The sequence below is a fragment of the Ruegeria sp. CH2 genome (assembly GCF_056537065.1).
Genome location: NZ_JBQFQV010000022.1, coordinates 1 through 22961 on the forward strand (window position 1 = coordinate 1; position 22961 = coordinate 22961).

The 22961-nt window shown below is 53.6% G+C and carries 26 protein-coding genes; 10 read left to right on the forward strand and 16 right to left on the reverse strand.

Annotated features, from left to right (window positions below; genetic code table 11):
* The 16 genes from ACR0M9_RS19420 to ACR0M9_RS19495 form a co-directional block, all read right to left on the reverse strand.
* Window positions 1-982, reverse strand: a 982-nt coding sequence (locus ACR0M9_RS19420; RefSeq protein WP_480774407.1) for an ATPase, T2SS/T4P/T4SS family, incomplete at its 3' end; no start/stop codon positions are given.
* A 205-nt stretch (window positions 983-1187) separates the two neighbouring features.
* The gene (locus ACR0M9_RS19425; RefSeq protein WP_480774408.1) at window positions 1188-2021 is read right to left on the reverse strand and encodes a TraB/TrbI/VirB10 family type IV secretion system protein; all 834 of its coding nucleotides are present in this window, start codon (window positions 2019-2021) and stop codon (window positions 1188-1190) included.
* A gap of 11 nt (window positions 2022-2032) precedes the next feature.
* Window positions 2033-2716 (reverse strand): hypothetical protein, encoded by a 684-nt coding sequence (locus ACR0M9_RS19430; protein WP_480774409.1) that lies wholly within the window; start codon window positions 2714-2716, stop codon window positions 2033-2035.
* Complete coding sequence (locus tag ACR0M9_RS19435; RefSeq protein ID WP_480774410.1) at window positions 2716-3531, reverse strand: TrbG/VirB9 family P-type conjugative transfer protein; 816 nt, start codon at window positions 3529-3531, stop codon at window positions 2716-2718. The genes ACR0M9_RS19430 and ACR0M9_RS19435 overlap by 1 nt, the downstream gene beginning before the upstream one ends.
* A complete protein-coding gene (locus tag ACR0M9_RS19440) occupies window positions 3531-4175 on the reverse strand; it encodes a VirB8 family type IV secretion system protein (protein WP_480774411.1) in 645 nt (214 codons plus the stop codon). Before ACR0M9_RS19440 ends, ACR0M9_RS19435 begins: the two co-directional genes overlap by 1 nt.
* 17 nt (window positions 4176-4192) lie before the next feature.
* Entirely contained in the window at window positions 4193-5248 is a 1056-nt protein-coding gene (locus ACR0M9_RS19445) for a TrbL/VirB6 family protein (protein ID WP_480774412.1), read from the reverse strand.
* Entirely contained in the window at window positions 5245-5745 is a 501-nt protein-coding gene (locus tag ACR0M9_RS19450) for a hypothetical protein (protein ID WP_480774413.1), read from the reverse strand. The genes ACR0M9_RS19445 and ACR0M9_RS19450 overlap by 4 nt, the downstream gene beginning before the upstream one ends.
* Window positions 5742-6488 carry a type IV secretion system protein gene (locus tag ACR0M9_RS19455; protein ID WP_480774414.1) on the reverse strand — a complete coding sequence of 249 codons (747 nt, stop codon included), beginning with the start codon at window positions 6486-6488 and terminating at the stop codon, window positions 5742-5744. Before ACR0M9_RS19455 ends, ACR0M9_RS19450 begins: the two co-directional genes overlap by 4 nt.
* Complete coding sequence (locus tag ACR0M9_RS19460) at window positions 6488-6625, reverse strand: hypothetical protein (RefSeq protein WP_170417970.1); 138 nt, start codon at window positions 6623-6625, stop codon at window positions 6488-6490. The genes ACR0M9_RS19455 and ACR0M9_RS19460 overlap by 1 nt, the downstream gene beginning before the upstream one ends.
* On the reverse strand, window positions 6622-8988 hold the full coding sequence (locus ACR0M9_RS19465) for a VirB4 family type IV secretion/conjugal transfer ATPase (RefSeq protein ID WP_480774415.1): 2367 nt from the start codon (window positions 8986-8988) through the stop codon (window positions 6622-6624). Before ACR0M9_RS19465 ends, ACR0M9_RS19460 begins: the two co-directional genes overlap by 4 nt.
* Window positions 8981-9259, reverse strand: a complete 279-nt coding sequence (locus tag ACR0M9_RS19470; RefSeq protein WP_480774416.1) for a VirB3 family type IV secretion system protein — start codon at window positions 9257-9259, stop codon at window positions 8981-8983. Before ACR0M9_RS19470 ends, ACR0M9_RS19465 begins: the two co-directional genes overlap by 8 nt.
* A 3-nt stretch (window positions 9260-9262) precedes the next feature.
* Window positions 9263-9544: a hypothetical protein gene (locus ACR0M9_RS19475; protein WP_170474368.1), complete on the reverse strand. Its 282-nt coding sequence runs from the start codon at window positions 9542-9544 to the stop codon at window positions 9263-9265.
* Complete coding sequence (locus ACR0M9_RS19480) at window positions 9541-10164, reverse strand: lytic transglycosylase domain-containing protein (RefSeq protein WP_480774417.1); 624 nt, start codon at window positions 10162-10164, stop codon at window positions 9541-9543. Before ACR0M9_RS19480 ends, ACR0M9_RS19475 begins: the two co-directional genes overlap by 4 nt.
* Window positions 10165-10548: 384 nt before the next feature.
* Window positions 10549-11601 (reverse strand): YadA-like family protein, encoded by a 1053-nt coding sequence (locus tag ACR0M9_RS19485; protein WP_480774418.1) that lies wholly within the window; start codon window positions 11599-11601, stop codon window positions 10549-10551.
* Window positions 11602-11750: 149 nt separating this feature from the next.
* The gene (locus ACR0M9_RS19490) at window positions 11751-12164 is read right to left on the reverse strand and encodes a thermonuclease family protein (RefSeq protein ID WP_480774419.1); all 414 of its coding nucleotides are present in this window, start codon (window positions 12162-12164) and stop codon (window positions 11751-11753) included.
* 168 nt (window positions 12165-12332) lie between these two features.
* Window positions 12333-12689, reverse strand: coding sequence for a hypothetical protein (locus tag ACR0M9_RS19495; RefSeq protein WP_480774420.1), 357 nt, complete (start codon window positions 12687-12689; stop codon window positions 12333-12335).
* A 155-nt stretch (window positions 12690-12844) separates the two neighbouring features.
* Between ACR0M9_RS19495 and ACR0M9_RS19500 the strand changes: the two genes are divergently transcribed.
* The 10 genes from ACR0M9_RS19500 to ACR0M9_RS19545 all read left to right on the forward strand — a co-directional run bounded on the left by ACR0M9_RS19500 (window position 12845) and on the right by ACR0M9_RS19545 (window position 22846).
* A complete protein-coding gene (locus tag ACR0M9_RS19500) occupies window positions 12845-13567 on the forward strand; it encodes a hypothetical protein (RefSeq protein WP_480774421.1) in 723 nt (240 codons plus the stop codon).
* 364 nt (window positions 13568-13931) lie between these two features.
* Entirely contained in the window at window positions 13932-15215 is a 1284-nt protein-coding gene (locus tag ACR0M9_RS19505) for a helix-turn-helix domain-containing protein (RefSeq protein WP_480774422.1), read from the forward strand.
* Between the two features lie 25 nt (window positions 15216-15240).
* Entirely contained in the window at window positions 15241-16356 is a 1116-nt protein-coding gene (locus ACR0M9_RS19510) for an autoinducer binding domain-containing protein (protein ID WP_480774423.1), read from the forward strand.
* 149 nt (window positions 16357-16505) lie between these two features.
* Window positions 16506-16763, forward strand: coding sequence for a ribbon-helix-helix domain-containing protein (locus tag ACR0M9_RS19515; protein ID WP_480774424.1), 258 nt, complete (start codon window positions 16506-16508; stop codon window positions 16761-16763).
* Window positions 16753-17097, forward strand: a complete 345-nt coding sequence (locus tag ACR0M9_RS19520) for a type II toxin-antitoxin system RelE/ParE family toxin (protein ID WP_480547153.1) — start codon at window positions 16753-16755, stop codon at window positions 17095-17097. Before ACR0M9_RS19515 ends, ACR0M9_RS19520 begins: the two co-directional genes overlap by 11 nt.
* A gap of 330 nt (window positions 17098-17427) precedes the next feature.
* Window positions 17428-18375 carry a response regulator gene (locus tag ACR0M9_RS19525; protein ID WP_480774425.1) on the forward strand — a complete coding sequence of 316 codons (948 nt, stop codon included), beginning with the start codon at window positions 17428-17430 and terminating at the stop codon, window positions 18373-18375.
* Window positions 18376-18441: 66 nt separating this feature from the next.
* Window positions 18442-18741, forward strand: coding sequence for an Hpt domain-containing protein (locus tag ACR0M9_RS19530; protein ID WP_480547157.1), 300 nt, complete (start codon window positions 18442-18444; stop codon window positions 18739-18741).
* A gap of 92 nt (window positions 18742-18833) precedes the next feature.
* Complete coding sequence (locus tag ACR0M9_RS19535) at window positions 18834-20897, forward strand: ATP-binding protein (RefSeq protein ID WP_480774426.1); 2064 nt, start codon at window positions 18834-18836, stop codon at window positions 20895-20897.
* Between the two features lie 16 nt (window positions 20898-20913).
* Entirely contained in the window at window positions 20914-21297 is a 384-nt protein-coding gene (locus ACR0M9_RS19540; RefSeq protein WP_480774427.1) for a response regulator, read from the forward strand.
* A gap of 169 nt (window positions 21298-21466) precedes the next feature.
* Window positions 21467-22846, forward strand: coding sequence for a sensor histidine kinase (locus tag ACR0M9_RS19545; protein WP_480774428.1), 1380 nt, complete (start codon window positions 21467-21469; stop codon window positions 22844-22846).
* Window positions 22847-22961 lie beyond the last annotated feature (115 nt).

The following is a 22961-nucleotide window of genomic DNA, read 5'->3' on the forward strand; positions in this document are numbered from 1 at the left end:
GGAAAATCACGCCGTTGACCTTCCGTTCGTCCCCGATTTTCTTCATGTGGACGATCATGTGAATGGTGGCTCTGATGTCATCGACCACTTCTGACTTTTGAACGGTCGGAGATCCGCGACGCACCATCTTGCTCATCCGGCCAATGGCGTCTACGGGCGAGTTTGCGTGCATGGTGCAGACAGATCCATCGTGGCCGGTGTTCACCAGTTCCAGGAACATATTCGCGTCGTCGCCCCGGATTTCACCGCAGACGAGGCGGTCAGGCCGTAACCGCAGCGCCGATTCCAGCAGCTTTGTCGGTGATCGAGGTCCATCTTCTTCAGAACGGTCGGCAAGCAGGTCAACAGAGTTTGGTTGCTCGATGTCCAGCTCTGCCACTTCTTCAATTGTTACGATACGTTCGCCCGGATCGATGCGCTTCAGCATTGCATTGAGAACGGTGGTTTTGCCAGACGAGGTGCCCCCGGCAATGATCACATTCCATTTGCTTAGCATCGCAAGGTCGGCCAACTCGTCAAAGTTCATTGTTCCGGCAGCGAGAGCAGCACGCGCGTTTTCAAGCGCACTGTGATCGTTGCTTTGCGCCAATGCGGCCTCTTTGCTGGCGAAGCTGAACGCGCCCAGATCAACAGTTTTCACGCGGAGCAGGCGGATCGCCACAGACCCCACGCCGGTTGTTGCTGGCGGAATCACAACCTGCACCCGCGCTTTACCCTGCTGTGTCGGCACGTTGGCCGTCGCAATCGGCTTCTTTTCTCCGAATGTCACATCGCTGAAACCGGCCACGCAGCGCCCGATGTTTTCTACATCGTCTCTGTTCAGAGTGATGTCTGTCCTGGTCATGTGCGTTGTGCCCATTTCTTCGACCCAGACCGATCCGTCAGGATTCACAGAAATTTCGCTCAGGCTTTCATCGTGCAACAGATGTTCGATCTTGCCTGTATAGTATTCCAGAAGGCTATTCCCGTTCCGCCCGCTCATGTTCTTGTCCTTGTTAGAGCACTTTTTGGAGCAGCGGTGGTTACCTTCGCTGCCTCTCGGCTTTGCCTCGAACGCGAACGCACCCACATAAGTTTTATTGATTCCAAAAAGTGCTGAATTTGCTTCAAAAAAGGCCGCTACCGCACTCGATCATGCTGGCAGCGGCCGGAAAGACCGCTGAGGCGGTCGGCTCATTGTCTCGCGTTCAGAAGCTATCGAACACAACGTCGCGCTGCAGGATCGCGTTGATACGACTGCCCTGATCGACAAAGATTGTCGGAGTGATGCGCAGATATTCATCAAGCGCCGCTGCCGTGGCGTTCTGCAGGTTAGACCCCACTTGCGTTGCCAGATCCGTGCGAACCGAGTTGTTGCTATCGCTGTCAGACACCAGTGCCACCGGCGCAATGCCGATGATGGACAACAGCGCAGCAGTTCCGAACCGCTTCCCAAAGTGTGTATTCACCCTGCCGGTCGCACCTGTCCGGCCTTGGCCGTCCGTACCAGCCGATCCGATCTGAGCGGACAGGCCGTCAGGCGTGATGACACGGCTCCAAACAATCATGATGCGCGTTTGCTCCAATGTCGTATCCGCTCGATACTCGCCATAGAGCTTCGACCCGCGCGGCAGAAGCAAACGAGTGCCGTCCATCGAGTAGACGCCACGCGTGATCGTCGCCACGACACTACCGGGCAACTCCGAGCTGACCGCGCCACCGAACACAGCCGACAAAACCGTGCCTTGCGTTAAGGTGCGCGACGGATCGTCAATGATCGAGGCCCCGACGATGGGGGGATATTCTTCGACCAGATTGTTTTGCCATGTCGTGTTTTGGTTTTCCTGATAGCCGCGCTGTTCTTCAGGCAGGCGGGTATCGTCCGGCTGGACTTGAACCGGTTGAGGGGCAGGGGGGTAGGGTTGGAAAATGACCGGCTGCGATCCGCTGTTAATCGGCTGGTAGTTTTGACCGGGTGCTTCCTGTGCCATCGCGCTTGACGCCAACGTGACCAGGGCGAGGGTGAGTGCTGTTCTGTTCATCGTCAGCTCCATTAGTTTCTGCCGTATGGATTTTCATCGAACACGATGCCGTCTGACTGGTTCTGGCGCTCGCGCATTCGCTTGAGTTCTTCAAGCCTGCGCCGTTCGTCCTCAGTCAGACCTTGGGTTTGCAGATGGCTCATGCTGGCAAGTGCGCGGGCTTCAGCGTCAGCAACAGCTTGGGCAAGCTCTGTCTGAAACTTTTTCTCGCGCTCATCATATCTGACCTGAAGGCGTTCGTTGGTCAGATTCAGCGTTGCGATTTCACTGTCTTTTTCCGTCAGCGAAACTTTTGCATCGGTCAGTTCGCCTTGAAGGTCTGAGATCCGACCATTCTGCTGTTCGATAGTTTTCATGGCTTTGTCAAACCCAATGAATTCAACCGGCTGTGGAGCTGAGTCGGGCGTTGCGACGGCGATTTCCTCCGGCAAAGCTTCTGGTTCAGGCTCGTCTACGTCCGGCCCCCGTGCCGTAAGCAGGCCATAGCGTTCGCCACCGCTTTGTTGCAGGGCATCGACGCGGACACCTGTGCGGCTGTTCTTGGTGTCGTCGCCCAGCACAAACCAAGCGAAACCAACGAACACGGCACCCGCGAGGGCAACGGTTATCAGCTTCTTGGGGTCGAACTTCTTCCGGACACGTTGCGACGGCTGTTCAGCCGCCGCCCGTGCCGCAATTGTTTGATCGCGGTTCATTACTTGCTGCCCCCCGGTTTAACTGTCTGTGAAGTGACAGGCCGACCGCTCACGCTTGCCTGCTGAAACTCGTCGCCATCGTTTCGAACACAGATCGAAGTGTCCTCGATGCGCAGTGTCCAAAGATCTGAAAGGCCCTGCACCTGGATAATGCCGCGCTCTTTGACTGTGGTGTTCACCATCAGCTCGCGGCCATCAGGCAGGACACGGAAGATCCCTGGCAACTCCGCATCCTGTGGGATCTGCATATAGGTGTGTACACCATCATCCCAAACGGCGGTGGGCGCAAAGTCCGCTTTGCCCGAGCGCGAGTAGTTTTGGTTGACGAACCGGCCTGTTGGTTTCGGCTCGCTGCGTGCCACCGTGCCACGGCGCGTTGTGGTCCCGCCGCTGTTGTTTTTGTTGTAGAACGTGACCCGGAATGGAACACGTTTGCGTTCGGCGGCGCTCTCGGCCGGAACCAGATAGAAGTTGTATGTCCCGCGATTGGTCAGGACGGTCAGGTTTGAATCCGAGTTCAGGATTTCCGGCTTGAACGCAATAACGCGACCTTCCTGCAGGCGAGTGATCTGAAAACTTTCAGTGTCGCCCGCACCAATGCTGCGGACGGTTTCGCCCTGCGGAAAGTGAACATAGGTAATCAGGCGTTCACCCACAGGGATGCGGTACACCTGGTTCTCAACGTAATGGAAATGCGTGATGCGATGATCCGCATTCTTCCCGTCTGGTGTCGGTGTGATTTCAGCGAGCAGAGGCGTCGAGAATGCCAAAACTGCTGCGGCGGTGGCAGGGAGTGTTTTGAAAGAACGCTGCATCAGATGTCTCCCATTGCGTCTACGCGGTAGTTGGTGACGACGAAGCCGAATGGATTTTCCAGAAGTTCATCCATCGACGTCACGATTTTCTCCTCAAACCCGAAGGTCACAGTGACCACGTAGCGGGCCGAGGCTATTGCCTGGTTTGGCACGATCAAGGACTTGCGGATCTCGACCTGCACCGTCTCATCGTTGACAGGCGAGACGCCCAGAATTTCGGTCTGCACCTTTGTCTTGGGCGTATAGATTTCGTCAGGATGGTTGTCGTTCGACCCATCCCACAGTTCGCGGTAAGACGTTTCGGCCAGCTCATCAGAACGACGCAGTACCGATTTCAGGCGCTCGTTGTTGTCCTGGACATCATAGGTTTCCCGGTCGCGCACATAATTCGCGACTTCACGGAAGGCCATCGCCTCAGAAGGTTCCAATTCTTCGACCTTTTCGGTCAGCAGCACCGGGAGCTTTGTGTCCGGATCAATAGAGAATGGCACCGCGCGGATTTCCTTCAGGGGAAGGAGCATCGCCCAGCCGATTATGGAGGCAACGCCCATTGCCATACCGACCATGCCGAATACCTGCCATTTGAAGGCATCGCGGCGTGCGCCCAGAAAGAGTTCTTTTTCGTGATCTGTCACGTGTGACATTTGCTCTGTACCTCGATTTATGAAGATTTATTGGCGCGAGCTTGTCGAATGCTCTGCCGGTAACGGTCAGCGGCGTAGCTCTGTCGAGCTGCCCCATCCTGATTGCGGGCTCTGTGCGCTATGTCCCGACGCGCTTGCATTGCGCGAGACGCGCTGTCACGAACGCCAGTCCCGTCACGTGCTGCGGAAGCCATCGCGGCGGCGGTTTTGCCCCCAGCAACAGCACCGCGCGCGCCATCGCTGGCAGTGCCCAATGCACTTCTTGCGGCTGCAACCGCGCCGGTTGCCACAGCAAGACCGGAGGATGCCGAAACTATCGCGCCAGACATGCCGCCTGCCAGTGACGGGATTTGCGTGAGCATGACGATAGCCACGATGCAGATTGCTAGAAAACGCCCGCTCGCTTCCATGTCATTAACATCAGACAAGGAACCAAGCTCCGAGGCGAAAAGCGCCTGAATAAGAGAAACGATGCCTGTCAGAACGACGATGACCATGATCAGGCCAACGGTCGTTTTCGCCCAGGCTGCGAAGATATTGGCTGTGGCTGAGCTGAGCAACGTAGCAATAAACACAGGTGCTAGACCCAGCAGGACAGCCAGACCACCTTTTGCGATGAGTGCCATGCCAGTGCCAAAGGCAACGATGACGGCCCCAACAACCCAGAGAATAGCCCCGGTGATGCTCAGGCCCCAGGTCGCGTTTTCAATGGCCTGCTGGCCCATCAAGAAACACTGAAGCGCAATCTCATCCAACGCTTGCCATACATTAGTGGTTCCAGTGAGTGCCCCGGCAATGCTGTCCGGCAAGGTTTGGACGCCTTGATAGATTGGCTGGAAAAAGGACCAGCTCGACGCCATTCCGATGATTATCGTCGCCCGAATGATCCAGCCTATATAACCACCAAACCCAATTTCTCTGATCTGAAGTACGCCGTTGATCAGCATCGCTACAAAGATCAGCGCAGCAATAGCCCAGAGGGCGGATGCGAGATCCGCCGCAAGGCTGGTGTATGCTTGCTGAGAAAAGTTGCTGATTGCTGATTCAATCGAGCTGACGAAATCCTGAATCACGGCCCACAAGCCTCCTCAATTACAGGGCGCAGCGCTTCCAAGCGTTCTTGCTGCGTCTCTTTGAGCGATTTGAGTTCGCTGGAAGGCTTCGACCAGAATTCGCCCTGGTCTGCGCCCACCAACTCGATTGCAGCTTCGCGGCTAAGGTTGCCGAGCGGGCATTCAGTGCTGAAAGCTTCATCGGATTTGCGCAGTCGGCATTGCTCAATGGCAAACTCATGAGCAGCGATCACTTGCTCATTCAGAATGGCATCGGTCCAGTTGCCGACGACATACTGTTGATCCGCGCCCTGACCAGCGTTAGCGAGCTGTTCAACTCCGTATTCCTTCAGGGGTTTTTTGAACGCTCGCACGCCCGAATAACCAAGACAGGTCCGATATTCCCCAAATGTCCAATCAACATTGGGGGGAAACGGCAGTCTGGCCTCAGCACTGGCCGACGACCCTAAAAGCGTCGCCGTCAGTGTGATCAGGGCGAAAGTGGTGCGGCTTTTCATTGGGTTTCTCCTCTTGCGTAATTGCTAAGCGTCTTTAGGTCCGCTGCGTTTGCAGCCAGATCTGTGCCCGACGCCAGAGCATTAGCAGAGGTTGTGCGCAAGATTTCAATTTCAACTTGCAGGAGTTTTATAAGAACCGCCGTGTTGTAGTCGATTGCGTCCTTCAGATCCTCTTGCTGGCCGATTTCACCGCGCAGTTTTTCAGCATCTTCGGAGAGTTTGCCCGCCATGTCATAGCCCTGTTCGCCCAGAGCGGACGCCATCAAGCCAGCGCCACCTCGCTCCGAGAGAATGCGCCGAGCTGGCACGTCTGACGTACTGAATTCTTTAAGGATCCCATTGTTCAGCCCCAGGCTGATTGATCGGCGTTCCATCGCGAGCCCGGCGACGCCTGGAAGATCGCCAATTGTATCTTCAGTCGCGTCAAGGGCGTAGCCGAGCGTGTTAGCGGCGGTCGCCAGTTTCAAAAAGCTGCGGCTGTTGAACTCGTCCAAATCCGTAAGACCAGAGATGGCCTTAAACGAGTTCTCCAACATGGCGCGCTGCTGCTCGAGCTTCTCATATTGTTGCATCAGCTGTTCGTATTGGCGGACCATTTCCGCGACTTCGCGGGCCGAATTCGCGGCGTCCTGTGCAATGGCTGTGGCGTCGATGGTCGGAACACCTTGGGCCGATGCCATGAGGGGCAGGGCAGTCAGAACTGAAACGGCAATGGTTGTGAGGAATTTCTTTGAAATATTCATCAGACAAGCTCCAAGTTTTCAGGGGGGGTCATGCGCTCAAAGTCGCAGGCGCATTTGCTGCGATAGCCCGAATAGGTGCTGGTGCAGGCCGAGACGGCGGCCAGAACAACAAGGGCGATTACAAGGCGAGTTTTCATGTGATTTCCTTCCAGAAGTTGGGGTTTTGTCGCCAATCAGGATCAGGGAACGATTTTCCGTCTGATCCGCTCAGAACACGGAGAAGCGGGCCGAGAGCGCCGACGTCGACATCGAGCCAAACACTCTCGTCACCTTTCTTCATGAGCATTACGCGGTCGCCAAAGTGTGCCCTCAGCGCGCCCAGCTCTGAATCGTTCAAGCCGATTGCCCGGTAGTCTGCTTCATTGCCGGATCGAGAGGGGAACAAGAGTTGCGTGCTGGTGTTTTCCAGGATCGACTTACTTGCCGCCGACGACAGGAGGTGATCGGGGATCTGAGTCATCATCATCATCATGACGTTCAGCTTCCGATACGTGGTGTAGGCATTTATGAGAATGCCAGCGCCATAAGGGTTGCCAGCAATTACCCATGCTTCATCAATCACAAAGACAGTGGGTATCTTGGTGGCGCAGCGGCGTTCGATCTGGCGCATGACGTAGCTGATCCATGCCAGCCGCACCAATTCGTCATCCAGAACCTCGGAAATGTCGAAAACAAGATGACGGTCGCCAGCAGCAAACGGATCTGTGCCACCCTGGCCAAACATCCAGGACAAGCGGCCTTCGCCAGTCCATTCACTTGCACGCTTGTACAGGTTCTTGTCATCGTCAAAGGCTCTGAACCGTTCCACCAGTGAATCGAAGTTCTGAAGCGCAGGCGGCAAAGTGGCATTCGCTTGGCAAGCCCGCGTGATTTCATCTTTCTGATCGGTGGTCAGTGGTTCGTCATAGCTCAACAGGGCAATGACCCAATTGGCGAGCCAGCTTTGCCCAGCCTCATCCGTCTCGGTCTGAAACGGGTTCATGCCGGTTGGTTCACCAACTCGGACGCGGGTGTACTGCGCACCAAGCGCCCGCATCGGAGCCTCCATTGCCCGGTCTTTGTCAAAAGCGATAATCCGCGCGCCCTGTGCCACCGCCATTGTTGCCAGCAGCATCGCGATCACAGTTTTACCCGAGCCGTTCGGTCCAAGAACGATCGTATGCCCGGAGGGCAGGTTTTCGGCGTCTTTACTGGTCTTGGGAAGGTGCAGCGAAACATCGTAGCTGTCCCCGTGTGTCGTCGGGAAAGTCGCCAATGGCCCCGGCCAAGGTAGCTTTGCCGCATCCAACCCTTTGGGGCGCATGTGGAACGCAACCATATCCGCAAAGTTCTGGTCCGTGATCAGTTCTTCACGGGCGCGGAACGCGAAATTGCCGGGATGCTGCGCGAAGTATACCGCACGGGCCGACATCGCTTCGCGCTTCACTGTGCCGCCTGAAATCTGGATTTCGCCGATGATATGTTTTTCGGCGGTTTTCAGATCTTCCTCTGTCCCGAACACGCAGATCGACAGGTGGTGCTTGCCGAGTGACATGGTGCCGGAGGCAATACCGTCCGCCAGAATGGACAAATCCTCTTCAAGCGACTTCGCTTTGTCGCCTGCCGAGCGCATTTGTCCCGACTTGCGGCGTTCCATTTCCTGCGCCTGGGCGCGGCTGATCTGCAGGAAGGATTGAGAAATGACGACATCAACCGGCAGGTCCAGCCCGTCGAAAATGCCGGGGAACGAAGCCATCGGGTAATTCTTCAGGGAATAGACCCGTATGAAGCGTTCCTGATCATCGTCCGTGACCAGTTTGCCGGTCTTGCCCTGAAACAGTACATCCTCTTGCGGCATGTTGAAGGCGATGGGTTCTGCAATGTTCGTGTGAATGATCGGCTGATACCGACCGTTCAACAGCATTCCATAATAGCCGAGCCAACGCCCCTCGCTGAGCTTCAGCCGGCGCACACGGGCCTCACCCAGCGTGCCTGCCAGTGTTGTGAACACACCGTCGAGCTGTTCCATCATTTCGCGGCGTTCCTCGTCTATCGTTCCAGACGACATGCCGAACATCTGTTTTGCCCGCTCATCCTGCCGCTTTTGGAGAATGGCGCTGATGATGATCTTGCGTTCTTTCAGCTCTGCATCGACGGACGCTGAGCGCATGGCCTGCGCCACTGCACCGGCAAAGCCGGTTGGATCTGTGATGACATGACCCGTCTCAGCCGGGACGGTCAGTCGATGAACGTAAAATGCCACCTCATTGGGTGTTGTGCGCAACACACGCTCAAACCGTTCGGCCAGGAACTCGAACTCGTTTTCGTCCAGCGTATTAGCGTTGATTCCGGTGATTTCTGCAGCGGCGATAAGGCCGCCATTGCGTGTGGAAATGACTTCATCGTCCACGACATAGCCATACGGCAACATCTGAAAGAGGTGCATTTCATCCTTGTGCCAGCTCGGCTCGATCAACGAGCGGGCAAGGGTCCACATGCCTCGGGCAGCAGGCTTAGGCACTATAGTAATCTCCCCCATGATGCTGGCGGTTTTTGGTGCGCGGAGTTTTGGAAAGGGTTACGGACAGGCCGCGGAAGAAAGCCGGTTCCCATTCGTAAAAGAGGCGAAGCCCGGTGTAGAAAGCAAAACCCGCAATGATTGCTGGCGCTATCCCGAACATGAAGAACGAAAGCATGGTCATCCCGAGGATCACCAGCAGATAGATCACGGGTAGGCCGCCCCATTCTGCGGGGCGGCTCAGGCCGCGAAAGACGGTATTTCGGCGCGGCATCGATCAGGCTCCGATGAATGTATCGGCAAGGCCAATGACGGCACCCACAACAATCGCGACCACTGGACCCTTCAGCGAGCCCCAACCGAACACATAGGCAAGACAGCCCCAGATGAAGCCGACAGCGGCAAGGCTGACGCCAACAACCTTGGAGTCGGCCAGCGTTTCGTTGATAAAATCGCCGATCGCGTCTTGGAGCCAGCCAGCGGAGGCGGGAGCTGCACTGACGATAATCATTGCCAGCGCGAAGAACGCGGTCTGTTGGATGAAGTGGGTTCTTTTCATGAGGAAGTGCTCACTTTGCTTAGGATGATCCGCACGTAGTTGCGGGTTTCGGTGAAGGGGGGGACGCCGCCATATTCGACGACGCGGTGAGGCCCGGCGTTGTAGGCGGCAAGCGCCAGCTTCCAGGTTCCGAACTCGCGGTACTGCGCCGCCAAATAGCGGGCACCACCGTCGAGATTTTCTGCAGGGTTCTTTGGGTTCACGCCCAGGTCTTTCGCCGTTCCCGGCATGAGCTGTGCAAATCCATAGGCACCCTTGGGTGACAGAGCATCAGCCCGATACCGGCTTTCCTGCCAGACCAGCGCCATGAACAACTCGGCCGGAATGTCATGGCGTTCCGCCGCTGCATGGATTTCTTTGACGATCCGCACTTGCGACCAGCCGCCCGAGGATCTGCGAGGCCGCGGTGCCTTGCCCGCAATCTCGATCTTTTTCTGTGGCTTGGCCTTCGGGGATTGCGGTTGCTCGTCAAGCGTGTATTCACGCATCCGGATCGGACGCACGACGCCATTGACGATTTCTGCCCGCGCACCGTTCAGAAAGACGCTGCCGTTCGGTTCATACTCGATGACCTGGGCAGGAGCGGGGTTTGTCGCCGCAAACCACAGCAAGAAAGCCAAAGTGGAGCGACTGAAAAGCGTCCTAAGGAGTTGGTTAACAAATCCGTGATCGGATTTGATTTCGCGTTGTTTTGAAAAGATTGGCTTGGGTGGTTTTGATGGTGCCGCTTCGCTTTGATTGGCGGAGTCGGATAGGTGGTGGGCACAGCCCCATCTGGAGCTCACCACGTTCTCTCTTCCGTGTAGCACCATATGCATCGAAGAGAGTTTCCCGCTGATAACGCCGGTTGTTGTTGAGCAATTCAGCCAAGTTTCGAAGGCCAAGGTGATTTCCCTTTATCCTGAAATTAGGTCAACAGTTTTTACATAATTACTATTACGGGTGCTTCGAGCCGGGCGCTTGAGAGGGAGGAAATCAAACGCCCGGTCACCGGCATGACGCCGCTACCGGCTCCACAAGAGACCCATGCTCAGGCCGATTTTCTCGGCTCTGAACCCGTACCCCAGCGTTCCAAAAACCTGCCAATTGGTGTTCTCGATCCGGGCCGTCCCACCGATGGAAAACGCTGAAGAACCCGAGTAGTAGCCGTACCCCATGGTCACGGCCTGAACGGTTCCGTCAGAGAGCGTTGGCACTTGCGCGGCCAGTGCCATGGCGATCCCGTCATTTGCGATGTCAGCATTGCGGTCGATCTGCTGCTGCAACTCATTGATGCGCCGATCCGTATAGGCGTTGGCTTGGGTCAGCGTGTTTGAGTTGCTGTTGTCGATGAATTGCCGAACTTCGCCGTTAAGATCTTCCAGCAGGATCGAGTCATTTTCGATTGTGTGGCTGTTCACAGAACTCTCGGCCAAATCCTCGTTTTGGATTGTGCCGTTGACGATGTCGTTGGATGTCACGCTGTTGTCGATAATCTGGGTCGATCCGACCGAGCTGTCGGCAAGATCGGCCTGCGTCACTGACTGATCAATGATTTCATCCGATCCTACTGAGTTATCAGAAAGTTCATTCTGAGTTATTGAGCCATCCTGAATATCCGTACCCGTGATCGAACCATCAGCAATATCGGTTCCGGTGACTGACCCATCCTGGATGTCCGCGCTCGTGACACTGTTGTTGATGATCTGAGACGCACCGACAGTATCAGCGTCGGGGTGTGCAGCACCGGCTGCTTGAATACGGTCATCAATGGCCTGGTTGATCGAGCTGTTTGAAATGCAGGGTCGATTATCAGTCTCGCTGTCTTGCCCGACATCACAGGTCCGGATTGCTCCGCTTCCGGTTCCGTCGCCCACAATGACGCCAGTGGTACTTTGCGCAGATACGGTAGGAGCGTGGCTGACAAGTATCGTCAGGCTGACAGCTACGCCAAGGGCCAGAGGTTTCGCAATTCCGAATATCTTAAGAACATACCCGACGAACGCGCCGTGTCTGTTGACTCCCGCCTTGCAGACGTGATTCTTGGGAGCAGCATTGAGTGATGCTGTTTTTACCATAGTACAGTTACTTTCTCGATGTGTGAGGAATGCCCCGGATGGATTAGGGGTGTTTCAGGTCCTGCCGGTTGTTGGCGCAACCGACAGGACCGCTCTTTGCTCGGCTAGTTTCCTTCTTTTTGCTGCAATTCAGATTCCAGTTCGTCAGCTCAGCTGCACCACGACGGGCGTTTGCCGCCCCGGTATGGCCGTGCGAGACCTTCCGAAATCAGGACAGGCCCCACCTCATGCCCATTTACACTCGCAACCGCCAGAAAGCGGCCGTAACGATCCAGGTCAGGCTCAATTTCCAGTTTCACCTCCCCGGCAGATTGTATGATTTCTGTCAGGCGCATCTTGGCTTTCATCCCCAGGGCCTTCTCAGCTGCGCATTGCGCGCGGAACGTCTCCGGCGTGTCGAAACCAATCAGGCGATATCGATTATCGCCGTGACCAAGTGTATCGCCGTCAACAGCAAAAACTTCCGAGGCGTTCAGGGACTTGGTCCTGTAAAGCATGTCCAGGCGTTGCAGATAGACCAACACGCCCGCCAAAGCGACCGAGACGAGCAAGATCTTTCTCATGCTCCCTGCCCCACTGGCCGCGAAACGAAAGCAGCATGCCGGAAGGCAAGACGCACGCAATTGATTGCGCGAAGCGTCAATTTCGATGCCAGGTACCCTGTCGTTGTGAAAGGCTGGTACTTCTTCGGTCCGAGCAGGCGGCCAGAATGAGATCCGGCCGGTGCCGCCTTAGACTTTTGATTTTTCGTCAAATGTCTTTGCGATTTCGAGTCCCTCTGGGGTGATCGACTCGATCGTGTAATCTGCTTTGACGCAGAGAATGCGCCCATCCCCAAATTCCTGGTGATGCTTGAAAAGCCCCGGCCAGAGATCGAACTCTCTGGGCTCAGCGCCCGCGCGAGAGATCTTCGACTTGCACAAGGCCCCGACATAGTTCGGAGAGCTGTAAATGCAGTGGTATTTAGGTCGTCCAAGGGAAGCGAGTCCGATAAATTCGTAGCGGCATGTAAAGGGAACCTGATCCTCTTTCAGGCCCCGAACCATCTCAATGGTTACCACAGTGTATTGTCTCTTATTGTCCGCCATGACGACCCCCTATGGATCGCCTTCTACATCCAAAAGTTGTGGACTAAAACACAATCTACGTCAATATAAGAAAGCACGCCAATATACTAAATCGGATTGCCAGGGGCATATTGGCCGGATATTGCTTAGGAGATTCGCAAGCAGGAGAGATCATCTTGAAACGCCTAAAACCCAGAATTCGAAACCGCGCGAAGACCTTTGCAGTTGCACTTGCAGTTCTACCGGCGGTACAGGCCGGTGCTTATCCAATCGACTGTGCGATATTCCTGTGTCTCGCCGGAGGTTGGCCAAGTTCACCTGATTGCGTCGCTGCCAAGGCGGAGTTCATTCGACGTGTCACGCCCTATCCGGTTGAGCCCCCGCTCCAACTCTGGCGCTGTCCGATGAATGCGTCAGGCAGCTCCTCAGGCTTGGGTCCCATGGAACGGTTGGAAGCCATCAAACGCACCAGTGCTAGCCCAGTTCCAGAGCTTCCACTTGACGATACCACTGAGCCGTTACTGGTAGATGTTGCGATCTCCATAGAAGCGATCCAGTCATTTCATGACGACTTCGGCGATAGGCTTCAGGCCACGCCGATCAGCGTTGATCTCTCATCGCCGGATTTCGACATTGTGAGGTCCATCAGGGTTTGGGATGTGCGCCACTACAGCTTTCGCCGTCGGTCGCGAGAGGGCGACTGCGAGCGATCGCTTGATCTGGTCGTTGGCAGCTATGACGACAAGGCAAACTTTCAATGGTCCGAGCGCGCTCCTGCCCCAATCCCTTCTTGGCTGCCACTGGGCAATCGCTGTGAACCTCCCAGCTATTTCCGTGGCGTTGGTGTCGAGTGGACCGACATATTCGGGTTCAGCGACTACGACCTCATCCGATACTGACGAGCCCGCTCTCGCGTGAGCACGTTGCTCCTGCAAGGGCCAGTGAATTTGCCAGCCGCATTGGCAACGAAGCCGTCTGGGCCAGAGGAACATCCTTTCCCAGAAACAAAAACCCCCGCAAGGCGGGGCCTCAGCGGGGATCTTCCTAAGTCACGTTTGATCACCTGATTTATAGGAAGTTTCCGAAAATCTGACAAGGATAAACGCATCTGTGCGAACGGTTTTTCTGTGTCTTTTCGCTGAGGTTCGACCCGCCTTGCTTCCTCAATAAGAAGCAGACCATGAAACCGTTGAACCAATCCAAATACTCTGCCCACAGAAGCTGCGATAACAACTCTTACCTTTGCCAGCTGAGGTTGAAACCATGAGCCTCCGGCACATCTCATCCGCCCATCACCGCGAAAATATACGCTTCCACAACGGTCTTCCCGAGGGCTGGAACCGAGACAGGTTTCGGCAGCTCTGTGTGTGCTATGCTCAGATCAGAGGCGCATCAGCACAGTGTATTCGCACCTTAGAGATCATCATTGATATGATTACGCCATGTGCATTTCGCGATCCGTCTCAGGAACCCTTTTGCTTCGCGCGCCAGGAAACCCTCATTGCCGGGCGTGGCGTGACAGATCGAACAATTCACAATCACGAACGTGAGCTGGAAAAGATTGGATTGATCGAGCGCAGGATTGGCGCAAATGGGGCGCGGTGTAAACGTAAGGCGCTTGGCCTGTTCCTGACCCCAGCCCTGAACCTCATTCCCGAGATGCGCACCGCGGACGAGCGCAGCAAGGCTGAGAAGAAAGAGCATGACGAGCTGCGTGGAGATCGATCACGGCTTTACCGATATGTGAAACACAGCCTGGCAATGCTTTCCTCACTCCCCTGCCCTCCTGAAGGTATCGACGAAATGATGGGTGCGTTTCGGTCCTGGCCGCGCGCTGACAAGTTAAAATATATGTCGCTGGATAAGCTGAGATTACACGTTCGTATGGCCCACGAACTTTGGAAGCGGATCGAAGAGCATGTCGAAAAACCCGGTGAAAATTCCGGTGAACCCGAAGCCTGTTTCGGGTGCCCTATACAAGACCAAATTGAAGAAAAAATTCTGTCCTGTAACGCCGACAGCGAAGTGATAATGCCCTCGGCAAATGCCTCGGAACCAGATTGTTCTAGCTTAGAAAGCAATCATCCGACGGATATTGAACCGTGCAAGTTCCAAAAACTGCCTCGGGTGAATAACCGCACCCTGTATGACCTGGCCTCACCTGAGCTGCGCATGCATATCGATATTGCCGGGGGTGGAGTTCAGAATTCCTCTCCGACACTCTATGCAATCGAGACCGGCGTTTGGTCCCGGTTGTCTGAGATCGGCACCAATGTCTCCGCCTGGCACGCGGCGATTGATCGTCTGACCATCATGGGAGCGATCCTGGCTGGCGTGATCACGGATGCGAGGCTGAGTGATCCGCGGCTGCCGCCCGTTGTCAATCCGGGCGGATATCTGCGCGGTATGGTGCAGGCAGAGGAACGTGGTGACCTGAACCTGATTGCCAGTTTCATGGGGCTCTTGGCGAGGCGGGCGCGGGAAGAGGAGCAAGCCCTCAGATCGGACGGAGCGCCGCCAGCAAATGCCTTGACGCGAGCATGGTAGTGACGCGGAAATTCGTTGAAATACCGTGCTCGAGAATGACCACCGCATTGCCTCTGAACGGGTAGATTTCGTGTTTTTTTACAAAGACATACTCACGTTGTCGTTAGCTAAGGGATTTCCCCAATGTTGCTCTTGTACCAGAAGGTTTATTCCGCTCGGACGACAAGACGGAATAGAAAGACGATCAATGAAAATCGCGGATATTGGCAGGTCTGAGCTGGATTTCAAGCAAACCGGGGAGGCGCGTCTTCAGGAAATTTGCTCCAGGTTCGGATTGGAAAATGCCTCCTATGCCCATATCGACAAACATCACAACATTGTCCACGGTTGTACCACGTTCACAGGCGAGTGGGTCAGACATTACATTGATAACAACCTGGTAACGGTTGATCCTGTTATTCGGTTTGGCGCCACCATGATCGCTCCGATCGACTGGAATGTGTTCGACAAGCAGAACGAACATGCGCCACTATTCGATGCTGCCAGAAGGTTTGGTGTGGGTCAGAACGGTCTTTCCATTCCGGTGATCAACCCGTTTGGCGAGCGTGGTGTCTTTACGATCACGTCCAATCTGCCCCGCTTCGAGTGGGACGCTTTGGTCGTGAGAATACTCCCTGCCCTGCGTCATGAAGCACAGATCCTGCATCTGCTCGCGCTCGATGTCATCGATACGAGTTTCAACTTTCGCTCGGATGCGCTCTCTGATCAGGAGATGGGTGTGCTGAAGATGCTTGCATCCGGCTTGATTCCACCCGTCATCGCCAGTCAGACGGGCTTTTCGTCCCGAACGGTGGATGCGCTGATTGCTTCGATTGAAACCAAGCTCAAAAGCCGCACCATCGAACAAGCAGTCGCTCGGGCAGTGAGTGCGGGTCTTCTCAAATGGACCGATTTCTTTGCTGATCCCGTCGCCGAACTGGTTGATGTCGAACGCAGAATGCTCTGTGGCGGAATCGTGCGCTGGTCTGGCAAGTCTCACGAATTGATTTCATTCGAAGAAGGTCGGACGGTGCGAGGCTTGGAGAGCCTTCAGGCGGTTCAGGTCCAAAACCTTGCCAAGGATTTCAATCTGGATGCTGAAAGGATCCTTGTAGGACTTGGGCTCAACCGGGATCAAAGCGTGTGGATCAGATACCTTTGAACGGCGTTGGCGTTCCATTACGATAGAGCGGGATATGCAGGGAAGTTTCTTTCTACAAAGATATGCCAACAAATTACGTCCGAGCGCGCCCATTATTGACAGTTGTATGCGGCAGCTTATACTACTCAGTAGTATAAATGAGGCCTGATATGAGCGTCAAAGCATCAATATCCCTGACGGAGTCACAAGAGGCCTATGCGCGGAATCTTGTCGCCCAGGGTCATTACGCTAGCCTGTCCGCCGTGCTTCAACATGGGCTTGAACTGATGCGTGAGCAATCGCAAAACACGGATGCACTGCGAGAGCTGCTGGATCAGCGCCGAAACGGACCCTTCGTTACTCTCGAAGAGGGCGAAAAGCGCACGCAAGACATGATCGCACGCAAGCGGGCAGAGCGTGGTCTATAAAGTCGTTCGCGCCGAAGAAGTCACCGCAGATCTCGATCTCATATTTGACTATCTTGTTGAAGCAGCTGAGCACTTTGGTGAAAACTCAGAGACCGCTTTTTTGCGCGCTGAAAATCGCGTCGTCGAGATTCAGGAGAGCCTCGAAGGCCTGGCCAAAGTTCCACATCAAGGCACCTTAAGACCACATCTCGGCAATAGCATTCGGAATGTAACCAAGAACAAAGCGATCATCTATTTTGACGTCGACGATAGTGAACAGGTCGTTCGGGTGCTCGCTGTCTTCTATAGCGGCCAAAACCACGATGCGCACATTCTGCTGCGACTATTGTCCTAAACCCAAAAAGCCTATTGCACGCCCAACGGGATCGTACGTTGAACGGAAAGTCGACACGAGTTGTTTATCCTTGAAGAGGGTTGAAAGGCAGGGATATAGAACATTTTCGCATAGTTTCAGATTGGTCTTTCCGGGCCCGGATTAACCTACGGCAAGTATCTGTCACGCTGCATGTCGCCCTTCTCCACGGAGATACGTCCCTAAACTTTTTAGGTGTCTTCAAATGGAATTGTAAGACTTTCGTCTACAATCTGCTTGACCAAGCGATCGTATAGTTTTCTATCTATGCGGGAAGCTTTTTTCTTAATCACCGCATAGCATGTGAGCGATATGAAGATTTTGGTTGTTGATGACGAACCATTGTTTTGCGAATTGATTTCGGCAGAACTTGCTGCATGCGGGTTTGAAGACGTTCACGCTGTGAACTCCGGAGCTGCAGCGATTTCGCTGGTGAGAGAAATTTCCGACCCATTCGACTGCATACTTCTGGATATTGATATGCCCGGTATGGATGGCATTGAGGTCTGCCGCCTTCTGAGAGTTGAGCCCAATACAACTGAGCTTCCGATCGTAATGGTTACAGCACGGTCCGAAATCGAAAGTGTGGACAGGGCGTTTGCCGCTGGTGCCACCGATTACCTTACCAAGCCAATTGATCGGCGTGAGTTGCAAGGGCGCATGACAATGGCTTCGGGTATGGCCCGCGAGCGTGCCGCTCGCCGGGCCGCACTGGCTCGGAGCACGTCAACAAATAAGTTATCTTTCGAAGAGTCGTTTCGGCTCCAGATAGATCATTCCAGCATGGATTACCTGGCCATGCAGAACTACGTTCTGAAACTCGGAACTATGAGGTTGTTTAGTCTTGTCGCAATTGCGTTTCAGGTCATCAACGCGAGGCAGCTTTACCAGGCTCTCGACAGCTCGGATTTTCAAGACACAATGTCGGACGTTGCCGAGGTGATCGCCGAAGCTTTGGCGTTCAATGATGCGATCGTGTCCTACGTTGGTTCAGGTTTCTTTTTGGCATTGGTCAGCCGTATTCCAGAAATTTCGGTCGAGGAAGTCGCCGCTCAGATCGAACTGAAGCTACAAGACATGAACGAATGGTACGCCAACCTGGATCAGATGCCGGTTCTTATGAGAGTTGGAACGCCCTGTTCCAGGGGAATTGTCAACCTGTCTTCGGCGACTGAGCTACTCGACACAGCTATGCAAAAAACAAAGGAATCCACAGCCGTAGTAGGCGGAGTTTTTGCTGAAAGTTCAAAAGTATATTGAAGGCGCAGATGAGCTTGGTGACATACGATGACAGTTAGGTCTGGAACTACAACTGGTGCAAGACAAATGGACGAGGTTCTCAGGCAACTACGTGCCAAATTCGTCATGTCGTGCCAAGAGCGGTTGGAAACTCTCTCAGCTGCCGCAGAGGACCTGAAAGTTGATGCTGAAAACTCTGATGCCCTCGCTCGGGTTCGGCGAGAATGTCACAAGATCGCAGGTTTGGCCGGGTCGCTCGGGTTTGCCACCATCGGCGATCTAGCTGAGGAAATAGACATTGAGTTCAAAAAAAACCTACTTGTTTGGGCACAGATCGAGCCAAGGGCCCAAGAGTTGATGGCGCGCTTGGCAAATATCGAGGACTAGGCAACGCTTCTTCGAAACATGTTTTGAACGCACTATGCAGAGTATCGCTCGAGGAAAAACTGAAGAACACTGCTATACGTTGGGAAGTCGCATTGGGCACGCAACAAGAAACGCTGAGACAACTAAAGCGAAAACAAAAGCGGAAGTTGTCGCTGATTTACGCTGCGATTATCCTTCTTGGCTGTTTGAGCATTATTCTTATGGACAAGGCGATCACCACGCAGAAACTTGAGGCAGAGCGGTCCGCCGTTCAACGGTCTCTCAATTTGACCAAGTTTCGCTTGGAGCGGCTTATTGAAAGCTACAGCCACATGTCGCGTAGTCTTTCTGTGGTGCAGTTGACCGAGACTGGAGTGGAATTTCAGACTTTGGCCCAGTTGCTTCGCGATAACAATCCAATCATTATCAACATCGCGCGTTCGCAAGATTTTATTATCACGGATGTCCACCCTGTCGAACCAAACCGAGCCCTTCTTGGATACGATTACCGCGATTATCCTCAGCAACTGGCCACGGTGCAACGCGCGTTGGACAGCCAGGAAACGGTGATCTTCGGCCCGATTAGCCTGCTTCAAGGTGGGTTGGGTCTTTTGCTGCGAAACGCCCAACCTGGGCCCGACAATGTGGTCGGAACTATCGTTCTCGATTTTAACCGGCTTCTGGCTGAAGCCGGCATGGTAGCCGAACCACGTGAATACGCGTCGTCGGCGCGAACCGAGATTGCGGAATTGGGCACTCAGATCGTTTTTGGAACCGAAACCATATGGTCGGATGCCCCAGTACTGGCCGAAGTTGAGCTGGGGGATGTCAGGCTGGAGTTGGCCAAAACACCCACGGGTGGGTGGATACCAGATACGGCGCATCGTCCGGTGTTGATACTCACAACAGCTGTTCTGGTTATGATTGCTCTGTTTGGAGTTAACTATGCGCGACGACTGATCGTGGAACGGTCGGACGCCAGACGGCGACTTGTCGATGCAATCAACTCGATTAATGACGGGTTCGTCATTTTCGACAGACAGGACAGGTTGCTTTTGTGCAATCAGAAATACCGTGATTTCTTCGATGTTTCCCGCCACCTTATCGAACCCGGGACAACTTTCGAAACAATCCTTCGCGACGAGGTCAGGCAAGGCCAGTACCCAGAGGCAAAAGGGCGCGAAGAGGAATGGATAACAGAACGACTTGAGCTTCATGCCAACCCCAATGCCCAAACTGAAATCGAACTTGCCAACGGAAGCTGGCTAAAAGTTTCAGAATCTCAAATGAGAGACGGGAGCACCGTCGGGATTCGCACAGATATCACTGAACTGAAAAAAGCGCTGCAAGCGGCAGAAGAAGCGATTGGTACCAAGACCGAGTTCATCAACAATATGAACCACGAGTTGCGTGCGCCTTTGACTGTCATTTTGGGATACATTTCATTTTTTAGAAAGGTCGAATTGTATCCACAGTACCAAGCCTTAAAAAATGCGATTGGTACCGATGCCGAGCTGTCGCGATTGTTGGATGATTTCACAGGCGTAATCGTCAATCAGGCTACAAAGTCCGAAGCTTCCGGAAAGCACCTGCTTGGCTTAATAAACTCTGTTCTGGATTGGGCCAAGTTAAGCTCCGGCAACGTTGAATTAAACTTGGAAACCGTACAACTCGGCGCACTCTTGGCCGAATTGAGCGAAGAGCTGGGTCCTACAGCCGAGAAGAAAGGGCTTCGGCTGGAGGTTCGGGTCGAACCGGTTTCGATTGAGGGAGACCCGTTGCGCCTGAGGCAGATTTTCGTCAACTTGCTCAGTAACAGCATAAAGTTCACAGACAAAGGGTATGTCGCCGTTTCCGTCGAACAGGATGGTACCTCGGTTGTGGTCTCAGTCAAAGATAGTGGACGTGGCATACCGGACGATCAGTTAAATTTGATATTTGATCGCTTCATTCAGGTAAACGCAAATCAGAAAGGCCAGACAGGAACAGGACTTGGTCTTACGATTACAAAAGACTTGGTCCAGTTGCATGGTGGGCAGATTACCGTGTCCAGCATCTACGGTGTAGGCAGTACGTTTCAGGTCAGGTTCGAGAAGGATACTCCCTCTTCCCGTGATGCGGAAAACAACGTTGCTAAGAAATCCGATGTTGTTGAAGTTGGCGCCCAACCTGTTTGAACAAAGGGTATTTGCAATGAGTCTCTTGAAAAAAGTGGTACATGTAGACGACGATGAAGACATTCTGACTATCACTCGTATGTCGTTGGAACTCGTCGGCGACTTTGAAGTCACCCAGTTTAGCTCTGCAAAAGATGCGTTGAATAATCTGAAGAGCCTGCAACCCGACCTTTTCCTTTTGGATGTGATGATGCCGGACATGGATGGCCCCGAGCTTCTTTGCGAGCTGCGAAAGCGCCCGGAATTTCGAGATACGCCTGTCGTGTTTATGACTGCAAAAGCTGAATCCAGCATTCAAAACACCCCCATCAGTGAGAGTGCTTTGGCGTATATAGCGAAACCGTTCGACCCCTTCGCACTTCCAGAACAATTGAAGTCCTTGTTTGAGAACGGGCTTTGAATTTCAATTTCTTTCCAAAAGCTTAGAATGTCCTCGCTTCCTAAATTGTCGTGGCGTCACGGAGATAAGTTTTTGTTGCTTTCAAATTGCGGTTCTCTACCATAAAGAGTGTTCTAATGCACTGTAGTGCCTAGAAAGTGTATACTTGAGAAATTAAGGGGGTTTTGACTTGAGCAGTCCGCCTGAGTCTGAAACGGGTGGCGTGGTCAACTCTGAAGTGTCGCCTTTGATGCGACAAATGATCGACTATTGTCAGGTTGGAATAGATCTGACAGGGCAGCGGTTGCTCATTTTCGCAGCGGCTCTCGCACTTGCGGCATACTACTATGATGACAAATTTGCGGGAATCCTGCTGGTGCTGGTAATCGCATCAGAACTCTTTGATTATTGGCTTTTCAACAAGGTGACGTCGCAAGAAAATACAGATCATCAAGCAGCCAGACGTCTTTTACCCTGGCTTTATTTGAGCACACTTCTCAGCACATCATTGATCATCGCATACTCGGTTGGCATTGCATTTATTCAAGGACCGACAAGCCATTTCATGGCTTCATTCTTTCTTTTTGCGGCAGCCCTTTTTGCAGCGATGCACAGCCACTATGTCCTGCACGTTCTGGTAACCCGCCTTTTATGCTTCGGAGTTGCCTTTCTGTTCATACCGATCAGGGATATCGTGATTACGGATGCCCCCATTCAATCGGAGCTCTGGGCACATCTATTCACAAGCATCTTTGTTCTTACATTTATCGTCGACAGTTCGTTGGGTTACCTCAGGATTTACCGACAGCGTGCTGCACAGTTCGACCTGCTTCAGGACGAACATGAAAAATCAAAAATGGCATACAAGGCGAAATCTGAATTCATCTCAACAATGAGCCATGAACTCAGGACACCGCTAACATCAATCCGGGGGGCAGTTGGTCTCGCACAGTCAGGCAAGCTGGGTGAGTTGCCGGAAAAAGTAGCCGATGTTCTGGATGTCGCCAGCCGCAACTGCATCAAGCTTCTAAAGCTTGTAGACGAAATTTTGGATCTTCAAAGCGTTGAGTCCGGTCTCATGAAGTACGCGCACGAGTTGCTCGACATACGTCAGGTTGTTTCCGACGCCGTTGAAGACACAAAATCCTTTGCTGTCGAACGTGCTGTGTCCATTAAGTCGACCCTGCCGGATCAAGCGATAGTTGTGCGCGGCGACAAACACAGGCTTCAGCAGGTTTTCGAGAATATCTTGTCAAATGCCATTAAGTTTTCGCCTGCCAAAAGCAACGTGCTGATCTCGGTGGAGATTGAAGATACCAGGGTGAAAGTACTGTTCCGAGACGAGGGAATAGGCTTGTCCGAAAAGGACCACGAAAAGGTTTTTGACCGTTTCACACAGGTGGATTCATCAGATACTCGGAAAATCGGAGGCACCGGCTTGGGCATGAATATTTCCAGGCAAATCATGAGTGCGCATAACGGCAGCATCAGTTACAAAAAGAATGACGGCCCAGGAACCACTTTCCTCGTAGAGCTGGAGCGTGCCTTCAATAGCTCAGGACTTCGTTAGGTGCTTGTTGCGCTCATTCAGCCAACCGATGACTTTCGCTTCAAGTTCGTAAGCGGTGCTTTGGCCCCACCTTCTGTTTTGGTTTGCTGTCACTGTGCCCTTAATTTCTGGACGC

Bases quoted from the DNA above. Each gene is read 5' to 3' on its own strand.
- ACR0M9_RS19475 (WP_170474368.1), bottom strand. From the start codon at position 9,544: ATGAAAAGAACCCACTTCATCCAACAGACCGCGTTCTTCGCGCTGGCA.
- ACR0M9_RS19450 (WP_480774413.1), bottom strand. From the start codon at position 5,745: ATGAAAAGCCGCACCACTTTCGCCCTGATCACACTGACGGCGACGCTT.
- ACR0M9_RS19470 (WP_480774416.1), bottom strand. From the start codon at position 9,259: ATGCCGCGCCGAAATACCGTCTTTCGCGGCCTGAGCCGCCCCGCAGAA.
- ACR0M9_RS19495 (WP_480774420.1), bottom strand. From the start codon at position 12,689: ATGGCGGACAATAAGAGACAATACACTGTGGTAACCATTGAGATGGTT.
- ACR0M9_RS19525 (WP_480774425.1), top strand. From the start codon at position 17,428: ATGAAGATTTTGGTTGTTGATGACGAACCATTGTTTTGCGAATTGATT.
- ACR0M9_RS19515 (WP_480774424.1), top strand. From the start codon at position 16,506: ATGAGCGTCAAAGCATCAATATCCCTGACGGAGTCACAAGAGGCCTAT.
- ACR0M9_RS19435 (WP_480774410.1), bottom strand. From the start codon at position 3,531: ATGCAGCGTTCTTTCAAAACACTCCCTGCCACCGCCGCAGCAGTTTTG.
- ACR0M9_RS19455 (WP_480774414.1), bottom strand. From the start codon at position 6,488: ATGAATATTTCAAAGAAATTCCTCACAACCATTGCCGTTTCAGTTCTG.
- ACR0M9_RS19530 (WP_480547157.1), top strand. From the start codon at position 18,442: ATGGACGAGGTTCTCAGGCAACTACGTGCCAAATTCGTCATGTCGTGC.
- ACR0M9_RS19490 (WP_480774419.1), bottom strand. From the start codon at position 12,164: ATGAGAAAGATCTTGCTCGTCTCGGTCGCTTTGGCGGGCGTGTTGGTC.
- ACR0M9_RS19540 (WP_480774427.1), top strand. From the start codon at position 20,914: ATGAGTCTCTTGAAAAAAGTGGTACATGTAGACGACGATGAAGACATT.
- ACR0M9_RS19485 (WP_480774418.1), bottom strand. From the start codon at position 11,601: ATGGTAAAAACAGCATCACTCAATGCTGCTCCCAAGAATCACGTCTGC.
- ACR0M9_RS19460 (WP_170417970.1), bottom strand. From the start codon at position 6,625: ATGAAAACTCGCCTTGTAATCGCCCTTGTTGTTCTGGCCGCCGTCTCG.
- ACR0M9_RS19430 (WP_480774409.1), bottom strand. From the start codon at position 2,716: ATGAACCGCGATCAAACAATTGCGGCACGGGCGGCGGCTGAACAGCCG.
- ACR0M9_RS19505 (WP_480774422.1), top strand. From the start codon at position 13,932: ATGAGCCTCCGGCACATCTCATCCGCCCATCACCGCGAAAATATACGC.
- ACR0M9_RS19440 (WP_480774411.1), bottom strand. From the start codon at position 4,175: ATGTCACACGTGACAGATCACGAAAAAGAACTCTTTCTGGGCGCACGC.
- ACR0M9_RS19425 (WP_480774408.1), bottom strand. From the start codon at position 2,021: ATGAACAGAACAGCACTCACCCTCGCCCTGGTCACGTTGGCGTCAAGC.